The 16180-nt window shown below is 72.4% G+C and carries 20 protein-coding genes; 6 read left to right on the top strand and 14 right to left on the bottom strand.

Annotated features, from left to right (window positions below; genetic code table 11):
* Window positions 1-72: 72 nt before the first annotated feature.
* Window positions 73-618: a P-loop nucleotide/nucleoside kinase family protein gene (locus CLV52_RS14405; protein WP_133767059.1), complete on the bottom strand. Its 546-nt coding sequence runs from the start codon at window positions 616-618 to the stop codon at window positions 73-75.
* 49 nt (window positions 619-667) lie between these two features.
* Here CLV52_RS14405 and CLV52_RS14400 point away from each other — a divergent pair, with 49 nt between their 5' ends.
* Window positions 668-1369: a tyrosine-protein phosphatase gene (locus tag CLV52_RS14400; RefSeq protein WP_133767058.1), complete on the top strand. Its 702-nt coding sequence runs from the start codon at window positions 668-670 to the stop codon at window positions 1367-1369.
* 104 nt (window positions 1370-1473) lie between these two features.
* Here the strand turns inward: CLV52_RS14400 and CLV52_RS14395 are convergent, their stop codons facing one another.
* Window positions 1474-2010 carry a P-loop nucleotide/nucleoside kinase family protein gene (locus CLV52_RS14395; protein ID WP_162850862.1) on the bottom strand — a complete coding sequence of 179 codons (537 nt, stop codon included), beginning with the start codon at window positions 2008-2010 and terminating at the stop codon, window positions 1474-1476.
* 25 nt (window positions 2011-2035) lie between these two features.
* Window positions 2036-2236, bottom strand: coding sequence for a hypothetical protein (locus tag CLV52_RS14390; protein ID WP_133767056.1), 201 nt, complete (start codon window positions 2234-2236; stop codon window positions 2036-2038).
* A 347-nt stretch (window positions 2237-2583) separates the two neighbouring features.
* Between CLV52_RS14390 and CLV52_RS14385 the strand changes: the two genes are divergently transcribed.
* Together CLV52_RS14385 and CLV52_RS14380 are read left to right on the top strand one after the other, a co-directional pair.
* Window positions 2584-3012, top strand: coding sequence for a hypothetical protein (locus tag CLV52_RS14385; RefSeq protein WP_133767055.1), 429 nt, complete (start codon window positions 2584-2586; stop codon window positions 3010-3012).
* 226 nt (window positions 3013-3238) lie between these two features.
* Window positions 3239-4294: a hypothetical protein gene (locus CLV52_RS14380; RefSeq protein ID WP_133767054.1), complete on the top strand. Its 1056-nt coding sequence runs from the start codon at window positions 3239-3241 to the stop codon at window positions 4292-4294.
* 126 nt (window positions 4295-4420) lie between these two features.
* On the opposite strand, the gene CLV52_RS14375 is transcribed toward CLV52_RS14380, so the two are convergent.
* The 11 genes from CLV52_RS14375 to CLV52_RS14325 all read right to left on the bottom strand — a co-directional run bounded on the left by CLV52_RS14375 (window position 4421) and on the right by CLV52_RS14325 (window position 12318).
* On the bottom strand, window positions 4421-5278 hold the full coding sequence (locus CLV52_RS14375; RefSeq protein WP_246018156.1) for an endo alpha-1,4 polygalactosaminidase: 858 nt from the start codon (window positions 5276-5278) through the stop codon (window positions 4421-4423).
* 68 nt (window positions 5279-5346) lie between these two features.
* Window positions 5347-5610, bottom strand: a complete 264-nt coding sequence (locus CLV52_RS14370; protein WP_133767053.1) for a hypothetical protein — start codon at window positions 5608-5610, stop codon at window positions 5347-5349.
* Between the two features lie 100 nt (window positions 5611-5710).
* A complete protein-coding gene (locus CLV52_RS14365; RefSeq protein WP_133767052.1) occupies window positions 5711-5893 on the bottom strand; it encodes a hypothetical protein in 183 nt (60 codons plus the stop codon).
* A 95-nt stretch (window positions 5894-5988) separates the two neighbouring features.
* The gene (locus CLV52_RS14360; RefSeq protein WP_133767051.1) at window positions 5989-6606 is read right to left on the bottom strand and encodes a hypothetical protein; all 618 of its coding nucleotides are present in this window, start codon (window positions 6604-6606) and stop codon (window positions 5989-5991) included.
* A gap of 142 nt (window positions 6607-6748) precedes the next feature.
* Window positions 6749-7363 (bottom strand): hypothetical protein, encoded by a 615-nt coding sequence (locus CLV52_RS14355; RefSeq protein WP_133767050.1) that lies wholly within the window; start codon window positions 7361-7363, stop codon window positions 6749-6751.
* Window positions 7364-7721: 358 nt separating this feature from the next.
* Window positions 7722-8174 (bottom strand): MarR family winged helix-turn-helix transcriptional regulator, encoded by a 453-nt coding sequence (locus CLV52_RS14350; protein WP_133767049.1) that lies wholly within the window; start codon window positions 8172-8174, stop codon window positions 7722-7724.
* A gap of 335 nt (window positions 8175-8509) precedes the next feature.
* On the bottom strand, window positions 8510-9226 hold the full coding sequence (locus CLV52_RS14345; protein ID WP_211342713.1) for a DUF4396 domain-containing protein: 717 nt from the start codon (window positions 9224-9226) through the stop codon (window positions 8510-8512).
* A gap of 1 nt (window position 9227) precedes the next feature.
* Window positions 9228-10103, bottom strand: coding sequence for an alpha/beta fold hydrolase (locus CLV52_RS14340; RefSeq protein WP_133767048.1), 876 nt, complete (start codon window positions 10101-10103; stop codon window positions 9228-9230).
* Window positions 10103-10423 carry a hypothetical protein gene (locus tag CLV52_RS14335; protein WP_133767047.1) on the bottom strand — a complete coding sequence of 107 codons (321 nt, stop codon included), beginning with the start codon at window positions 10421-10423 and terminating at the stop codon, window positions 10103-10105. Before CLV52_RS14335 ends, CLV52_RS14340 begins: the two co-directional genes overlap by 1 nt.
* Window positions 10420-11433 carry an SDR family oxidoreductase gene (locus tag CLV52_RS14330; RefSeq protein WP_133767046.1) on the bottom strand — a complete coding sequence of 338 codons (1014 nt, stop codon included), beginning with the start codon at window positions 11431-11433 and terminating at the stop codon, window positions 10420-10422. The genes CLV52_RS14335 and CLV52_RS14330 overlap by 4 nt, the downstream gene beginning before the upstream one ends.
* Before the next feature lie 228 nt (window positions 11434-11661).
* Complete coding sequence (locus CLV52_RS14325) at window positions 11662-12318, bottom strand: helix-turn-helix transcriptional regulator (protein ID WP_246018155.1); 657 nt, start codon at window positions 12316-12318, stop codon at window positions 11662-11664.
* 165 nt (window positions 12319-12483) lie between these two features.
* Here CLV52_RS14325 and CLV52_RS14320 point away from each other — a divergent pair, with 165 nt between their 5' ends.
* The 3 genes from CLV52_RS14320 to CLV52_RS14310 all read left to right on the top strand — a co-directional run bounded on the left by CLV52_RS14320 (window position 12484) and on the right by CLV52_RS14310 (window position 15666).
* On the top strand, window positions 12484-13311 hold the full coding sequence (locus tag CLV52_RS14320) for a bacteriorhodopsin (protein WP_133767045.1): 828 nt from the start codon (window positions 12484-12486) through the stop codon (window positions 13309-13311).
* A gap of 118 nt (window positions 13312-13429) precedes the next feature.
* Window positions 13430-14599, top strand: coding sequence for a lycopene cyclase family protein (locus CLV52_RS14315; RefSeq protein WP_162850861.1), 1170 nt, complete (start codon window positions 13430-13432; stop codon window positions 14597-14599).
* A gap of 44 nt (window positions 14600-14643) precedes the next feature.
* Window positions 14644-15666, top strand: coding sequence for a Brp/Blh family beta-carotene 15,15'-dioxygenase (locus tag CLV52_RS14310; RefSeq protein ID WP_133767043.1), 1023 nt, complete (start codon window positions 14644-14646; stop codon window positions 15664-15666).
* Window positions 15667-16180 lie beyond the last annotated feature (514 nt).

The following is a 16180-nucleotide window of genomic DNA, read 5'->3' as shown; positions in this document are numbered from 1 at the left end:
CACGCACCTCCGAGTGGCTCTCGTGCCCCGGCCGGAGACGACCGTCGGGCACGTCCGTGGACGAGGCTCGACTCAGCGACCCGACCAGGACGGCCACCGCTCGGCCGCCCAGTGCGACCAGTCCGCGAAGCCCGGCGGGGACGGCGGGATCGCCGCGCCATCCAGCTCCTCCGGCTGCGGCGCCTCGAACCGGGCCTGCCACGCGACGAAGTCGGCCTCGGTCATGGCGAACTGCCCGGGCTGCGCCGATCGACCCGCGATGCGTTCGCGCTGCTCCGCGATCGTGACCGGCAGGTGGAGGACCTCCGACGTCAGACCGTGCGACGCCGCGATCCAGCGCAGCGCGGAGCGCTCGTCGCGGCTCCAGAGCCCGAAGTCGAGGACGACGTCCAGGCCGAGCCGGGCCGCGCGCATCCCGGTCTCGAGCAGCTTGCCCTCGATGCGCGCCCGGTGCGCAGCGCGATCGGGCGACCGCCACCCGTCCGGCGGGTCGGTGTCGAAGATCGCCGTCTGCCACTCGTCGGGTGTGAGGCGGAGCGCCGGTCCGCTCGCCTCCAGCTCCTTCGCCCGCGTCGTCTTGCCGGCGCCCGGAAGGCCGACGAGGAGGTACACGGTCATCCGGGGACGGTAGCCCGCCGCTGGGAGAGGGACGACCTACGGTGAAGCCGTGGTCGATCGTTCGGTGCGGCTCGAGGGCTACGCCAACGCGCGGGAGCTCGGTGGGTTGCCGCTGAGCGGCGGAGGAGTGACGCCGAGGCGCGTGTTCCTCCGCTCGGAGAGTCCGGATCTGCTCCCGCCGGCATCATGGGAACGCCTCCGGGACTACGGAGTGCGGACCATCGTCGACCTGCGCCGCGCCGATGAACGGGCCGGAGACCGGGGCACCAGACCGCACTGGGCGGCCGTTGTCACCGTGGATCTGCACGACGCCGCGTTCGACGAGCGGCACTGGGACGACGGGCTCGTCGGTACCGCGCTGCACTATCTCGAGTTCCTCCTGGAACCGCCGATCGCCGCCGTGCTGGAGACGATCGCGGACGCGGAGCCCGGGGCAGTCCTCGTGCACTGCGTCGGGGGTCGCGACCGGACCGGGCTCGTCTCAGCGCTCCTGCTCGCCATCGTGGGCGTCGAGACCGAGGCCATCGTCGACGACTACCTCGAGAGCGTTCGGAACGCGCCGGCCCTCGCTGCGCTGCAGGGGGTGCCGAACTGGGAGCCGAACGTGAGCCGGCTGCTCGCGGACCGCGGCACGAGCACCGAGAAGTCGTTCAGGGCATTCCTGGCGGGTCTCGACGTGGACGCGGTGCTCGACGCGGTCACCCCCGCCCGCGCTGAGGCGCTCCGCACGTGGCGAGGCGGTCTGCTGTGAACGACCGCCGGAGCAACCGGGTACTCCAGCGCGGCCGACGGGAGCACGCTCGACGCCGCGTATGCCGCGGTGACCTCTGTCCCGCGTGCAGGACCTCCACGCGGTCAGGCGGCGTCGTCCCGCGCTCGCAGCACCTGTGCGGTAACGACGGTGACGTCGACCGCGCCTCCCGTGTCGACGCGGATCACGGGCAGCCCCGTGATCGGACCAGCCGCTGACGCCAGCGTCCACCACTCGTCGAGCCGCGACGCATCGGCATGCGCCCGGTGGCGAGGGCGGGTCCGGTACCGCTCGAACGCGACGTCGAGCGGCAGCTCGCACCAGATCTCGACCCCAGGAGGTCGGCCGAGCGCGTCGAGTCCGCGCTCGACGTGCGGCTCGTCCCGTCCGCTGGCGTAGAAGGACTCGAGGACAGCCGAGCCGCTGAGGAACCCGGCGATCGTCCACTGTGTCTCGCTCGCGAGGACGCCGATCCGTCCCCGAGGGGCGGCGCCACCCGCCGCTTCGAACAGCGCCTCCTTGATGGCGTCCTTCGCGAGCAGGGGCATCCCGAGCGCGGCGGCCAGCGGGGCGGCGAGGGTCGTCTTGCCCGCGCCGGGCACGCCGTTCACGATCACCACGAAGTCGAGCACGGCGCCCACGCTCGCACGTCCGCGCCGCGCGCGGTCAGCTGCCGGCGCCTCCGCCGGGCCCGAAGCCGCCGAGGGCACTCCGGCTGGCGTGGTGCGTCAGCTGCTCGCCACCGCGATCGGGGCGGCGATGCGGGACGCCGAAGCGGCGATCGAAGAGCACCTGGATCACCACGCCGACGGTGAAGACGACGGCGATCATCGCGAAGCCGCCGAGCGCGAGCCAGAGCAGGTCCATGTGCGAACACTGGCCCCGGAGAACCGCGGGGTCAAGGCCCGGGAGCGGGGACTGCGCGTCCGGCCCGTCAGCCGGTCGGCGGGAGTCGGAGCGCGGCGACCGGGACGAGGCGCAGCGTCAGATCGGGCTCGAGGCGCTCGCCGTGGATCAGGAGGCGGCTCGGCCCGATGTCGGCCACGGCGGCCGTCGCACCGCGACCTCGGTCACGGAGAGCGCGAACAGCTCGCCGTCGATCGCGACGGGTCGCGGCCGCCAGGCGCCCCTGGACAGCGGGATCATCCTCCGGGCGAAGCGGCTTCGCTCCCTCGGGCGAGGCGCGCGGTCGGCCCGTCCACTGGGATCGAAAGATGATCCTGGTCGGGGGCGTCTGCTGCGCCGCGGTGCTGCTCGCGATCTGCCTGTCGGGCTGGAACGACGGCGTCCGTCCCCGGGACGTCTGCCTGGTGCTCGCGGGGGTCGCCGTCCTGCTCATGCCCGTCGCCCACGTGGCGATGATGTCCGCCGGCTTCGTGCTGAACCCTCGCCACTACCCCGGGGACTACTGGGCCATGCAGCGGGACACCAGGGCGTCGATGATCGTCGTGGCCGTCATCTACTCGGCATTCGTCGCGGCAGTCGGACTCGTCGGCGCGACGAGTGCGCCGCGAGCCGGGTGGCGACTGACCCTCGGCGTGATCGAGGTGCTCGCGGGCGTCGTCTTCGCGGCGGTCGAGCTGAGCGTCGGGCTGCCCGAGCTCTTCAGCGCGGCGAGCCGTGTCGGGACCAGCCCGATGTGAGGTCGGCCCCCGCCATCGCCGTGGTCGGGGCAGCGTGCGCCATCCGAGCGTTCCGGAGGCAGCGCCACGGAGCGGCGGAACAGCGCGGCCGGCCGTGTGCGCCGTCCTGCGAACAGCCTCGCGCGGATCGATCGCCGGGGACCGGGAACCGATCGGCACCGCTCGGACACTCCCTGGATGTGCGGCCGGATCGGTGGGACCCGGCGCCGGAGCGAAGGAGCAAGTCATGAAGCGACGGAATCGGGTGGCGGCCGGAGTCTGCGGAGCCGCGCTGCTGGTCGCCGGGCTCGCTGCCCCGGCATCGGCCGCGCCGACCGCGGCGCCGAAGGCGGTGACGAAGTACTTCGCGCTGGACGGGTCCGGATCGCACCTGCTCTACGCGGCGAAGAAGACCGCGAAGGCGTTCGACGGCTCCGGCGGCACGCGGTACGTCCTCGACGCGAAGCAGCACCGCATCACGGTGCCCAAGGGCTACGACGCCTACCTGGTCGGCGACGAGCCGCTGTTCCGCAAGGAGGTCCTCGTGGAGGACGGCGTCACCGACGTGCTGTGGATCCGTCCCGAGAAGCACACCTCGGGCCGGTGGAGCATCCCCGAGGCGTCCTCGATCGTCGCGCCGGCGCCGAACGGCTGGATCATCGAGACGCAGATCGAGGGCGGCACCGACGGGCGGCAGGCCGTCGAACTGCGGCGCGTCACGACCGACGGCAGGATGACCGAACTCGGCGCCCCGCGCCCCGACGGCGAATACTTCACCGTGCAGGCCGCCCGGACCGGGCTGCTGATCAGCGACCCGACCGACGGCGGCGACAACGCCTCGGCCGGGACGCTGCAGTTCATGCCCTGGTCGAAGCCCGGTTCCTACACGCAGATCTACCCGGCGACGGGCACGGCGCCGCAGATCGGCGTGCCGGTCTCGTGCGGCGACAGCTCCAGCACGCAGGTCCGCTGCGTCGTCGGGATGGACGAGGGCACGACGCGTCGGCTGATCCCGCTCGACGGTTCCAAGTCGAAGGTGATCCGCGAGAAGTGCGCGACCTCCCCGGCCGTCCGCACCGCGGCGATCGCCTGGACCGACCGGACGAGCACGGGCGGCTGCAAGGCCGGGCGCGTGGAGCAGCGGACGAACTCCGGGAAGCTGAGCGTCTCCACCCGCCGCTACTCCCGGCTGCAGGAACCGGTGTCGGCATTCGGGAAGCTCGTCGTCGCCACCTCGACGCAGCGGCACCTGGTCACGATCAGCAACCCCGGCAGCACCCCGAAGCAGATCGTCGGCCGGTGATGCGCGCGGGCGCGTCCTCAGCCGTGAGGCTGGACGCGTCGCGTGCTCGCCGTGTCCTCCGGGCGGCCGACCGAGTGCGGCCTCCCGGAGGACAGCGGGACAGGCCGGTGCGGAGCCGCCGCGGGTTCAGCAGGTCTCGGAGCGGTAGGCCCTGCTGGCCGGCGTGACGACGTCGCGGTCCCGCAGGATCACGGAGATGCGTCCGCCTCGCGCCGCGCACGCGGCGCGGAAGACGCTGCGGGAGTAGTCGGTGTACTCGATCTCGATCACGTGGTCGCCGTAGACGCGCGTGTAGGCGCTGCACTCGGCGTAGCGCTGGCACTCCTCCGTGACGGCGAAGTCGAAGCCGATCCGCTTCCTCCCCGTCGCTGCCAGCTCGGCCGTGTTCTTCTGCCCGACCGCGAGCCCTCGGGCGTGGGCGCGCGCGACGAGCGCGGTCGCGAACTCGACGGCGTCGTGCAGGGTCAGCCGTCCCGCCGACCTCGTGTACGAGTCCAGGTTGTCGATCTCGAGCCCCCGGAAGCCCGCGGCGGCGCAGCCGTCGATCCAGGGTCCGACGATGCGCAGCAGCGCGGACCGCTTCGCCGGAGTCGAGATGTCGAGGACGTACTCCGGCCAGTCCGGGTCCTTGACGAACTCGCCGGCGGAGTCCTCGACCAGCAGGTCGGGGTGCCGCTCCGTCCAGAGGTCCGCTTCGCTCTCCTGGGTCTGGAACCCGTTGACGTAGCAGATGGTGTACGTGCCGGCCGCAGGGGAGGCGGTGCGGTCCCGGTCGACGATCCGGACCGTCGACGCGGGCGGGTACGCCCCGCCGAGCTGGTAGTCGAAGCGGCCCTGGACCGGCGGCGTCATGATCGAAGGCGCAGCGTCCGGGACGGCGGGAGCCGCGCCGGAGGTGCACCCGCTGACGCCCAGCCCCGAGCAGACGAGCAGCGCCGCGACCGCCGCCGCGCGCAGCCGGGCCTGGGCGGATCGTGGAGTCACCGTCCGCCTTCCGTCACGCCGCCGTGCTGTGCGCCGCTCGGATGGAGCGCGGCGACGAGCCCGTGGAGTCAGTCGGACGAGGCGTCGCGCCGGTGGCGCAGCACCAGCAGGCCGACGAGGAGCCCGAACCAGCCGGCCGTGAACAGGCCGACGCCCGCGATGTCGCCGAGGTCGAGGTCCGCCAGTGGGCGGACGTACGAGATGCCGGGAGCGAGGATGCCGACGAGCTCCCGCAGGAGCGCGAGCGTCGCGACGGCGAAGACGAGGATCGCCAGCTTGCCGGGCAGGTCCCGCGGCACGAGCTCGTCGGTGATCTGCTGGTCATCAGCCATCGCTCCACCGTAGAACCGGAAGGGGCGGGTGACCAGTGCGCGTCGACCACAACGGATCCAGGCCCTACCGAGGCGGGGCCGGTGGACGCTTCCGGGCCGGTCAGCCGTTCGGGCGGTTGGCCGACAGCATCGCGATGCCGCCGACGACGCGGCGACGGTCCGCATCCGTCATGTCGTCGTCGGTCTTCGTCTGCGTGCTGTCGTCGCCCTCGAGGTCGACGATGCCGTTCGTCTGATCGAAGACGTGGACGTCCTCGGTCTCATCCGCCTGGTCGCGCACCATGTGCATCCCCTTCTCGTCGAACCCGGTGACCGCTCAGTGTCGGCGACCGCAGATCGACCGACCTGATCCGAACATGATCCGTCGCCGAAGGTGCTTCAGGACGGATCGGTGCCGCTCGCGGGCTGCTGGAGCGGGAATCGGTACGCGGCGGGTCCGCCGATGCGCTCGCTGACGGCGCCGGTCACCCAGTTGATCGCTCCTGGAGGGAACATGCTGCTCGAGAGGGAGATGTAGCCGTGTCGGTCGCGGAGGCGCAGGAGGGTGAAGCCGCTGCTGACCCGCACCCCGACGAATGCCGCGTAGGGGAGGACGAGCACGCTCGACGGTGACTGGACCCAGATCATCGTCGGTCCGATGCGGATGGACCACGGGACACCGACCGGCCGAGTCCTCGAGACCGACTCCCGCCGCGTCCTGATGTCGCGAGCCGCACCCCCGATCAGACCGAGCACCGCGCAGGCGGTGAGGAACACGGCTACGACGACGGGGAACCGCGGGACCGTCGCTGCGAGCACGAACAGCCCCACGTCGACAGCGATCACCGCGCAGAACCCTGCGATGCTTCGGGCGTCCGTGTTCCGGACGATCACGAGTGCGCGGGCGAGACGCCGGTTGCTCTCGGCGTCCGGAGTGGAGCTGCGCAGGTCGGACCAGCCCGGGTCCCACCCCGATCGGGGTTCCTGCTGCGCGAAGCCGTCGAACGCGGCTCGCATGACCTCGAGGTCATCGAGAGCCAGGGCCTCACGAGGCAGCGAGGAAGGGGGTTCGTCCACGGACCTCATCGTGCGGGTCCGGACCAACAGGCGTCGACCGGCACTCCGACCCTTCACGAGCGGACTGCTGACCTGTGCGGCGTCAATTCCGGCCGTTCTCGACCCGGTCGGACAGGTCGGTGAAGTCGTCGAGGACGTCCTCCAGTCGGCCCCGACTCATGAGCGTGATGCCGCCGAATCGGTTTCGGAACGCGAGACGGAGGTCATGTCCGTCGCTGAGCTGGAAGACCGCGACGGCGATCACGGCACGCCCCTGCGGCATCTCTGCCGTGCTCGTCGCGACGACGGTGCTCCACGGCACGATGAGTGTGGGGGCGGAGTAGCCCGGTTGCCAGAGCTCCATGCCCCGCTCGTCGACGGCCCAGACCACCGAGCGCGGTGTGATCGCCGACGGGTTCTGCGCTCTCAGGCTGCGGAGGAGCGCATGGTTGCTGACCGCTCCGGGCAGTGCGAGCGCTCGAGGTCGGTGGGCGTTGACGAGCGCGAGCGCCGCCCGGTCGCGTCGGGCGATGCCGATGATGAGCGGAGCCCCGATGCCGCCGGCGATGACGGCGGTGGCGCCACAGCTGATGGCGAAGACGGCGTACAGCTCGACGTTCATCGGTGGCGGGCCCGAGGCGGTGACCCGGATGCCGATCACCAGCGCGGCGAGTCCGGTGACGGTCAGGACCACGAAGGCGAGGTCGGTGTGCACCACCCTGCGCGGAACGATCGCCCCACTTCGCTGTCGTGCCACGCGCGTCCCCTCGTCGTCTCGACCGGGACCCGATGGTCCTGCTCCCGATCATCGAGGTGCGGAGCCGCCGCGCCAGGGCGCGGCGGTCCCCGTTCAGGTCGGGGTCAGAGCTGTGAGTCGTGGAGCCATCGTTCGGTCCGCAGCTCGATGCAGCTGCCGCACCCGCGAGGGAACGCGCTGCCGGAACGAGACGGCGGGGGAGACGCGAAGGGATCGTCCGCTCAGGACGGCGCGTTCCGAGCGAGCAGGAGATTGCGCGGGTCGCCGTGGGCCGCTGCTCGCCGTCAGGACCCATCGTCGCCCGATGGCCGCGTCGGCTTCAGATGCCCAGGACCAGCATGTCGCCGAGAGCGGGTTCGCCCGCGGCGTCGGCGAACGCCTCGAACGCGTGCTCCAGCACGACGCGGTCCTCCGTCGCCACCTCGGCCAGCACGCGATCGAGTTCCGCGGCACGGGCGCTCGTCACGGTGCGCACGAGCTCCGACCCGGCGGCGGTGATGGTCACGATCCGCTCCCGTCGGCTCTCCTCGCTCGCCGCCCTCCGCACCCAGCCGCCGGCCTCGAGCCGGTCCAAGGATCGGCTGAACGTCGAGGCGACGATGCCGAGCCGTTGCGCGAGGGCGCCGACCCGCATCGGCCCCGAGGTCTCGAGCAGGACGAGGACGCGGAAGTGGGGGAGCGACACCTGCTCGAGCGCCGGCGCGACGCTGCGCGCGACGATGCCGAGCATGGCGCGGGATGCGCGAAGTGCCGTCGCGGTGCTGGCGTCCATCCTCCGGCCCTTCCTCGCTCCGGTGCTCGAGCGTATGGCCGAGATCGCGGCCGCGTGTGACCATTGCAGAAGTGCATGGGTTCGTCGTGCGGTGGCGCCCGGCGGATCAGTGATCGGAAGGTGAGGAAGCGATGGTCGCCTGCCCGTCCTGCGGTTCGTCGACCGGGGTGCAGATCGAACGCGATCCGCTCCGTCCGTGGTCGCACGAGACCGAGGCGCGAGGGCCTCGGTGGTCCGCGCGCTGCGACGAGTGCGACACGGCCTGGACCGTGACGGACTGACGGAGGACCACCGCTCCGGTCGCAGGCGGACGGGGGCGGGCGGTGCGGAGACCGCTACATCGGCTCCTTCACGCCGAGGCGGATCAACCACGCGTTCGCCGGGTACGCGGTGAGGAATCCGCCGAGCATCGCGATCTGCATCACGAACCAGAACTCGGGCGTGAACACGGACGCCGGCCCGCCGAACGCGGGGGCGACCACACCGAGCTGCAGCAGGGCCATCACCCCGTACATGCCGATCTGCCACGCCGTGATCGACAGGGTGTCGGCCTTCATCGCAGCGAGGACGCCCTCGCGCAACGACAGACCGCGCATCGGGGCGATCGCGAAGTACTGGAACCCGATCCCCAGCAGGTACGCGACCACGAAGTCGAGGATCCACCCGGCGAACATCCGGTGGGCGAACACCGTCCCGAACCCGAGTGCGCCCGCGAGGGCGGGAGAGGTCGCCACCGCGAACTCGGCGATCAGGTCGCCGAGCGCGCACCCCGCTCCGCAGTGCGTCGACCCGACGGCGATGGAGAGCGGCGTGGACACGGCGTCGGCGGCCGATGCGCGACGGTGCCGCCGGTAGAGCGCGAGCCAGAGCAGTCCGCCGAACAGCATGCTGACCGGCCAGACGATGTTCATCACGCGCATCCGCTGCGGGCGTCGGGCGACGTCCACCGCGACCACCGCGGCGCAGAGCATCGAGACGACCAGCGAGCCGCTCGCGACGACGGTGAGCCAGAGCGGGAAGCCGCCCAACGGCGTCTCGGCGACCGTGCGCACGTCAGCTGCGCGGCGGGAGGTCGGGCAGCCGGGGCGCGCCGTGGTCGCGTTCGCGCTCGACGATGTGCCCGTGCGCCGGCGCGACGTGGCCCAGGATCGTCTCCCACGCGTCGACGATCGCGAGCCCGCCGCCTTCGACCTCTTCGACCCGGGTCGCGACGGGGAGGTGGCGGCGCCACCACTCGACGCTCCCATCGGCGGTCGAGTCCTCGGCGCCGACCACGACGAGGCAGTCCGCGTCGATGTCGGCCAGGTGCTCCACCCAGCCCGTGTCGGTGAAGAGGCGGCGGTCTCCGACGAGGCCCGCGTCCCCCTGCTGGAAGGCCGCGTCGAGCATGCGAGCCAGCCTGCGGTCGAGCCCGAGATGCCGGTCGAACGCGGTGTCGTCCTCGGCGACCCCGAGCACGGACGCCCCGTCCGCGCGGCTCACCGTGCGTCCGGCGGCGCTCTGCGCGGCGCGCGGATCCAGCGGCGACACGAGCACCAGGCGGTCGACCAGGCCGGGGTGGCGCGCGGCGAGCGCGGCCGCGACCACCGCGCCAGCGCCCCAACCGATCACGCCGCAGTGCTCCAGATCCGCGTTCGAGATCCGGTCGGCGTTCCGCTCGTCGGCCTCGACGAAGGCGGCGACGTCGTCCGCGCGCGCGGTGAGGCTGGTCCCGTCGTTCGGCGTGGAGGGCGGCGTGCTGCCGTATCCGGGCCGGTCCAGGCCGACCAGCCGGAGGCCCCAGCGCTCGGTGAGCACCGGGTCGGGGTCGAAGCCCGAGGCACCCGGCGTCGGGTGACAGATGATGACCAGCCGGTCGGCCATCGGGTCCCCGAACGCGCTGACGCCGACCTGGCTCCCGGACGGCAGCGTCGTCGTGAGTCCCGCCATCAGCTCCTCCTCCCCAGTGCCGACTCGGCGGCCGCGAACGCGGATCCGAGCCCGACCTGCACGAGCGCGGCCGAGCGGAAGCGGGTCGAGCGCAGCGCGACCACGACCATCGACGCCGCATGGAGCGCGTCGACGGCGGCCGCCGCCCGATGGCCGAGCAGACGGCCTGTGAGCAGCCCCTGGACGATCTGCCGGATCCCGAGGGCCCGGTACAGCCCGTCCGCGAACGGGGTGCCGGGGACGATCGCGCCGGGTGCGACGAGGTCGGCGGCGCCGATGAGGACGCGGCCGCCCTCCAGCGCGGACGCCGCCGCGCTCATCGTTCGACCCGTTCCACTGCGCCGGCGGAGAGCGCGGCGATCGCGACCGCCGCGACGCCGAGCGCCGAGTAGACGAACGGGCGATGCCGGATCGCCCACGTCTGCGGGGTGATGCGCATGGACCGGTGGTCGAACGCGCCGTGCGCACCCTGGTCGCCCTCGTTCGACGGCTCGTACAGGTTCGGGCGCAGCACGGGGAGGTCGACGTCGTCGGCCTGCTGGCCGGAGTAGCCCGACCGTGCGAGGTACCAGTCGGCGACGCGGGTGCCGAGGCGGTTGCCGATGATCGTGAAGACCGTCGATTCGCCGACCCAGGTCCGTCGACGGGGACGCTCCGCCACGTCGACCACCACCTTCGCGCAGATCTCCGGCTGGTAGATCGGCGGCACCGGCTGCGCGTGCTTCGGCAGCTTCGACTTCACCCAGTCGAACTGGATCGTGTTCATCGCCGGCATGTCCACCTCGGAGAGCGTCACCGCGGAGCCGTCGTGGAGCAGCTCGGTCAGCACCGACTCGGTGAAGCCCTTGATGGCGTGCTTCGACGAGCAGTACGCGGCCTGCAGCGGGATGCCGCGGTGCGCGAGGGCCGATCCGACCTGCACCACCCCGCCTGCGTTCCTCGGCTTCATCCGGGAGAGCGCCGCGCGCGTGCCGTTGACGAAGCCGAGGAAGTCGACCGCGACCGCCCGCTCGAAGTCCGCCGGGTCCGTGTCGAGGAACTCGCTGAAGACGCCCACCATCGCGTCGTTGACCCACACCGAGATCGGACCCAGCTCCTGCTCGACGCGGTCGGCCGCGGCCTCCACCTGCTCGCGGTCCGCGACGTCCGTGGGGATGGGCAGCGCCCGTCGACCCGCTCGACGGACGTCGGCCGCAGCGCCCTCGAGGCCGGCCTCGCCACGGGCGAGGATCGCCACGTCCCACCCGCGCGCTGCGAACTCGCGGACGATCGCCCGTCCGAGCCCCGCGCTGCCTCCGGTCACCACCGCGACCCCCGGTGTCCGTCTCATCGCACTCCCTCTGCTCCGCATCGGTCCCGTTCGTCGCGTCCGACGGGTGCGCCGCGCGACCTCAGAACAGTTGCACTCGTGCACGGGTCATTCCTGGCGTGCCGCTGAGCAGTGGCCGACGGAGGCGTGTGCGGGACCGGTGCGCTCGTGGAGCGGTCATGGATCGCCGCTCCGCAGAGGCGGGGCGGCGGGCCCGGGGCGCCTCCGGGTCGCGGGTGATTCCGGGACTCAGTGCGGTGCCGCGTCGTGGTCGGGCCGGAACCCGTTCTGCACACCCCAGAGCACGGCTTCGACGCGGTTGGTCGCGCCGATCTTCCGGTACGCCGAGCGGATGTGCGTCTTGATCGTGTTCGGCGCGAGGTGCGTCCGTGCCGCGACCTCCGCGTTCGACTTGCCCTGCGTGATGAGTGCCAGCACCTCGGACTCCCGATCCGAGAGGCCGTCGGCGCGACCGGGCCAGTCGAGGGCGGCGTTGCTGCGGACCCGACCGTCCGGTGGGCTGCACACGACCTCCCCGGCCGCCACCCGCTCGATCGCCTCGACCAGCTCGAGCGCGGTCATGCTCTTCGCGAAGTAGCCGCGCACCCCCTGCCGCAGCGCGGCGTCGATGAGCTCCTGCTCGACGATCCAGGAGTAGACGGCGACCGAGGCGTTCGCGGGGTTCGCGATCATCTCGGCGACGACGTGGTGCTCCGGTTCGTGCTGCGCGAACGTGTCGTAGAGGGCGACGTCCACGGGCTGATCGATGCGCTGCTGCTCGAGCACCTCCACGACCTCCACGCGGTGCTGATACCGCTCGAGCATCCGCCGGAAGCCGCCCAGCACGATCTCGTAGTCGTTCCGCAGCGCGACCCGCACGGGCCGAGCCTGGCCGTCTGCTGACACTTCCCGCTCCTCACCCCTGGGGGTGAAGTGCGACACCCCTGACTCCTGGTCAGGTCATTCTGCAGCTGTGCTGCGGCGGTTCAGCAGTCCCTCAGCCCTTGCTCAGAGCACTGCCGTGTCCGTCGATCCGATCGATGGACGGTCGGGTCCGAGAGGGAGTGCGTCGTGCATCAGGTAGTGCAGGGCCCGTTCTGGGCCGCCCAGCTGGACCAGGGGCAGCGAGTGATCATCTACTACTTCCTCGTCATCGCGGGGCTGGCGATGCTCGCGCAGTTCGTCCGGACATGGGTGGGACGCAACGAGGTCGGGACGAAGTACCGGCCGGCGATGTTCGCGAGCCTCGGGGTGACGGGCGCAGCGTTCCTGTCCTACGTCGTCCTGACGGTGAAGTTCGATCTGGGCTACACGCAGACGGGCGGCGCGGCGGACGGCAGCGGTGCGATGTGGAGCCCGACCAAGGACGCGATCTGGTCGTGGGCGCCCCGCTACATGGACTGGTCGATCACCGTTCCACTGCTGATGGTGCAGCTGGTCGTCGTGTCGAGCCTCATCGGGGCGGCCGCGTCGAGGTTCCGCACGATCGGCATGGCCTGCGCGTGGTTGATGATCTTCACCGGCTTCATCGGCGGCGTCGCGATCGACAACGGGGGCAGCGTGCCCGCGCTTGCGCTCTGGGGTGTCATCAGCGGCGTCTTCATGGTGATCCTCTACGTCATCATCATCACCATGGTCGTGCTCGCCCGCCGGCAGCTGTCGGCACCGGTCTCGCGCACGTTCCTCCTCGCATCCGTCCTGCTCATGGTGATCTGGTTCGCGTACCCGATCGTCTTCGGCCTGCAGGGGCTCGGCGTCAGCGGCGGCCTGACCGTCACGGCGCAGGTGATCCTGTCGGCGGCCGACATCACCCGGAGTCGATCTACATCTCCGGCAGCAAGGAGTCCGACGCGGTGCTGCCCCCGGCCGCCGTCGGTCGCCCCGCGACGAGCGGCCTGACCGCTCCCGGCGCCTCCAGGTGACCGCTCGGGTCGGCCGGTCGGAGCCCGACCGGCCGTCCCTCCGGCCGACCCCTGCCGCGGCCCGAGGCCCGGTCCGCGGCGCCGCGCAGGTGTCCGTGACGGAGCTGCTGAGTCGCCTGCGGCAGGAGGACTTCCCGCGGTCCGGAGCGGTGGTGCTCGGCGGCGGCTGCGCGGGGCTCGCGCTCGCCGTCGCCCTCGTCGAGGCCGGGGGAGCGGTCGCCGTCGTCGAGGCGCGGACCGGTGATCGCGACGAGCGCACCTGGTGCTACTGGGACACGGGACAGGCTGTGATGCCGGAGGCCGCTTCGCGGTCGTGGGACCGGTGGGAGGTGCGCGCCGGGGCGGGGCGGGTCGTCGCGAGCGATGCCGCGCATCCGTACCGGATGGTGCGAGCCCGGGACTACCGCGCGGTCGCGCGCGAGCGCCTCGCCCGGAGCGCGACCGGTCGGATCGTCGACGGCGTCCGGGTCTCGGTCGGGGCCGACGAACGGCCCGGCGGTCGGGACGTCCCGCGCCTGTTCGATGCTCGGGGACCGATGCCGTCCGTCGCGGTCCCGGCCGGCCGGGTGCTGCTCCACCAGCGGTTCGTCGGCCAGTGGATCCGCACGACCCGGCCCGTCTTCGACACGGCCGCCGTCACCCTGATGGACTTCCCCGAGTCCCGGGCGCCCTCCGGCGTGCGCTTCTTCTACGTGCTGCCCGTCGCCGCCGACCTGGCGCTCGTGGAGTGCACGGTCTTCTCCGCCGTCGAGCACGTCTCGGAGCCGTTCCGACGGCACATCGCCGACTACGTCCGCTCGAGGTGGGGGCTCGACCCGGGGGAGTGGCAGGTCGAGGGGCAGGAGGCCGGCAGCATCCCGATGACGGACGCGCCGGCGCCCTGGCCCGGCCGGAGCGGCGTCCCGCTCGGTCTGCGCGCCGGCGCCGCCCGCCCGAGCACCGGGTACGCGTACACCCGCATCCAGCTCGCCGCCCGACGGATCGCGAGCGCCGGCGGGAGGGGCGCTCCGCCCATCCGCGACCCCTTCCGGACACGGGTGCTCGATGCGGTCTTCCTGCGGTTCCTCCGCGACCAGCCGCATCGCGCCCCCGAGGTCTTCCTGCGCCTGTTCGGTCGCCTGCCCGGTCCGCTCACCGTCCGCTTCCTCACCGAGCGGTCGACCCTCCGCGACGACCTGCGGCTCGTCCTCGCGCTGCCGAAGGCGCCGTTCCTCCGTGCCGCGGCGACGACCGCGCGCGAGCGGCTTCGCGCGGTCCTCCCGTGACGGCCGCCCGGGCGGGGCGACCGGCGGTGGACGCACCGGCCGACATGACAGCCCCGGACGTGCTCCGGCGCCGTCTGTTCCAGCCGACGACCGCGGCGTTCGCCGCCGTCGCGGTGCTCGTGGCGCTGCTGGACGTCGCGGGCATCGCCGTCCCGGAGCCCGTGCAGGTGGTCCCGTTCGCGGTGAGCGTGCTGCTCTTCGGCCTCCCGCACGGTGCGCTGGACCACCTCGTACCGGCGCGGCTCGACCCGGGCATCAGTCGTCGCCGGTCGATCGCGTCGGTGGTCCTCCTCTACGCCGTGCTCGGCGCGGCGACCGCGGCGGTCTGGATCGTGCTGCCCGTCGCCGGCTTCACCCTGTTCATCCTCGTCACCTGGTTCCACTGGGGGCAGGGCGACCTGTGGCTCGATCGAGCACTCGGCGACGCGCCGCCTTCCCGCACCGACGCGGCGCTGACCGTGCTCGTGCGGGGTGCGCTGCCGATGCTCGGACCGCTGCTCCTGCACGCGCGCGAGTACGCAGCGGTCCTCCGCGGGACCACGGGCCTCCTCGGTGCGCGGAGCGCTCCTGCTGGCGCGCTGCTCGAGTCGCCCGTGATCCGTTTGACGGCAGCGCTGGTGCTCGTCGCCCTGATCACCGCGCATCTGGTGGTGCGTCGCCGCGCTGGCGGTCGCCCGGCTCCCGCCGTGGGCGAGATCACGGTGCTCGCGATCTTCTTCCTCGTCGTGCCGCCGGTGCTGGCGGTCGGGCTGTACTTCACGTTCTGGCACGCGGTGCGGCACATCGTTCGGCTCGAGCTCCTCACGGACGGAGGGCGAGCGGCACTGCAGCGCGGGCACCTCCTGCGGTCGTTCGGTCGCTTCCTCCGCGACGCCGCGCCGCTGACGGCGTGCGCCGTGGTGCTGCTCGCGGCGCTCGCCCTGGTGCTGCGGAGCGCCGACCTCGGGACCTACCTGCTGCTCATCGCCGCGCTGACCACGCCCCACACCGCGGTGGTCACGTGGATGGATCGGCGCCGATCGCAGGGTGTGGCCGCGGTCAGAGGCGAGGAGCCTGTCCAGCGCTGAGTGCGACGTCGACCGCTGACGGCGCGGGGGCTGCGACCGGCCCGGAGGGGGTGATCGCGCTCCGGGGTGGTGCATGCGGGCTGTGCGACCGTGGCGCGACGGAGCCGCGGACGATCGCGGGCCCGTACCGCCGTCCGGGAGCACTTGTCGGCTCGTCGACGAAGGGACGGCTCGAGGACGTGAGCGTGCCTTCGAGCGCACCGAGGAGCCCGAGCGGCCGCTTCGCCGAGCGATCGGAACCCGGCGGTCGTGGTGGAGAGCCCAGGAGTCGAACCCGGCTGGGGCGCCCACGAGCGCCGCTCCCCTGATGCTCCGACGGTAGCCGTCGTCGAGGCCCTCCGCCGCGCGATCCTCCGGAATCCAGGGCGCTGCGGGCGACGGGTTCATCTCGATGTCATGCCGATGCCGTCCGCCTCGCCCGGCGCTCCCGAGTTCTCGGTGGAGGCGGCCGCGCTGCGAGACCGGGGCGACTTGCATTTGACCGTCCGGTACAGCACGCTTCTTGTACCGAACG

Origin of the sequence: Amnibacterium kyonggiense, assembly GCF_004364555.1 — a bacterium.
GTDB lineage: Bacteria > Actinomycetota > Actinomycetes > Actinomycetales > Microbacteriaceae > Amnibacterium > Amnibacterium kyonggiense.
This window is presented reverse-complemented; position numbering and strand designations above follow the sequence as displayed.

Excerpts from the sequence above, each read along its gene's own strand:
- CLV52_RS14390 (WP_133767056.1), bottom strand. The coding sequence starts at position 2,236 with ATGGACCTGCTCTGGCTCGCGCTCGGCGGCTTCGCGATGATCGCCGTC.
- CLV52_RS14350 (WP_133767049.1), bottom strand. The coding sequence starts at position 8,174 with ATGGACGCCAGCACCGCGACGGCACTTCGCGCATCCCGCGCCATGCTC.
- CLV52_RS14380 (WP_133767054.1), top strand. The coding sequence starts at position 3,239 with ATGAAGCGACGGAATCGGGTGGCGGCCGGAGTCTGCGGAGCCGCGCTG.
- CLV52_RS14360 (WP_133767051.1), bottom strand. The coding sequence starts at position 6,606 with ATGCGAGCCGCGTTCGACGGCTTCGCGCAGCAGGAACCCCGATCGGGG.
- CLV52_RS14340 (WP_133767048.1), bottom strand. The coding sequence starts at position 10,103 with ATGGCGGGACTCACGACGACGCTGCCGTCCGGGAGCCAGGTCGGCGTC.
- CLV52_RS14330 (WP_133767046.1), bottom strand. The coding sequence starts at position 11,433 with ATGAGACGGACACCGGGGGTCGCGGTGGTGACCGGAGGCAGCGCGGGG.
- CLV52_RS14335 (WP_133767047.1), bottom strand. The coding sequence starts at position 10,423 with ATGAGCGCGGCGGCGTCCGCGCTGGAGGGCGGCCGCGTCCTCATCGGC.
- CLV52_RS14365 (WP_133767052.1), bottom strand. The coding sequence starts at position 5,893 with ATGGTGCGCGACCAGGCGGATGAGACCGAGGACGTCCACGTCTTCGAT.
- CLV52_RS14385 (WP_133767055.1), top strand. The coding sequence starts at position 2,584 with ATGATCCTGGTCGGGGGCGTCTGCTGCGCCGCGGTGCTGCTCGCGATC.
- CLV52_RS14405 (WP_133767059.1), bottom strand. The coding sequence starts at position 618 with ATGACCGTGTACCTCCTCGTCGGCCTTCCGGGCGCCGGCAAGACGACG.
- CLV52_RS14310 (WP_133767043.1), top strand. The coding sequence starts at position 14,644 with ATGACAGCCCCGGACGTGCTCCGGCGCCGTCTGTTCCAGCCGACGACC.
- CLV52_RS14370 (WP_133767053.1), bottom strand. The coding sequence starts at position 5,610 with ATGGCTGATGACCAGCAGATCACCGACGAGCTCGTGCCGCGGGACCTG.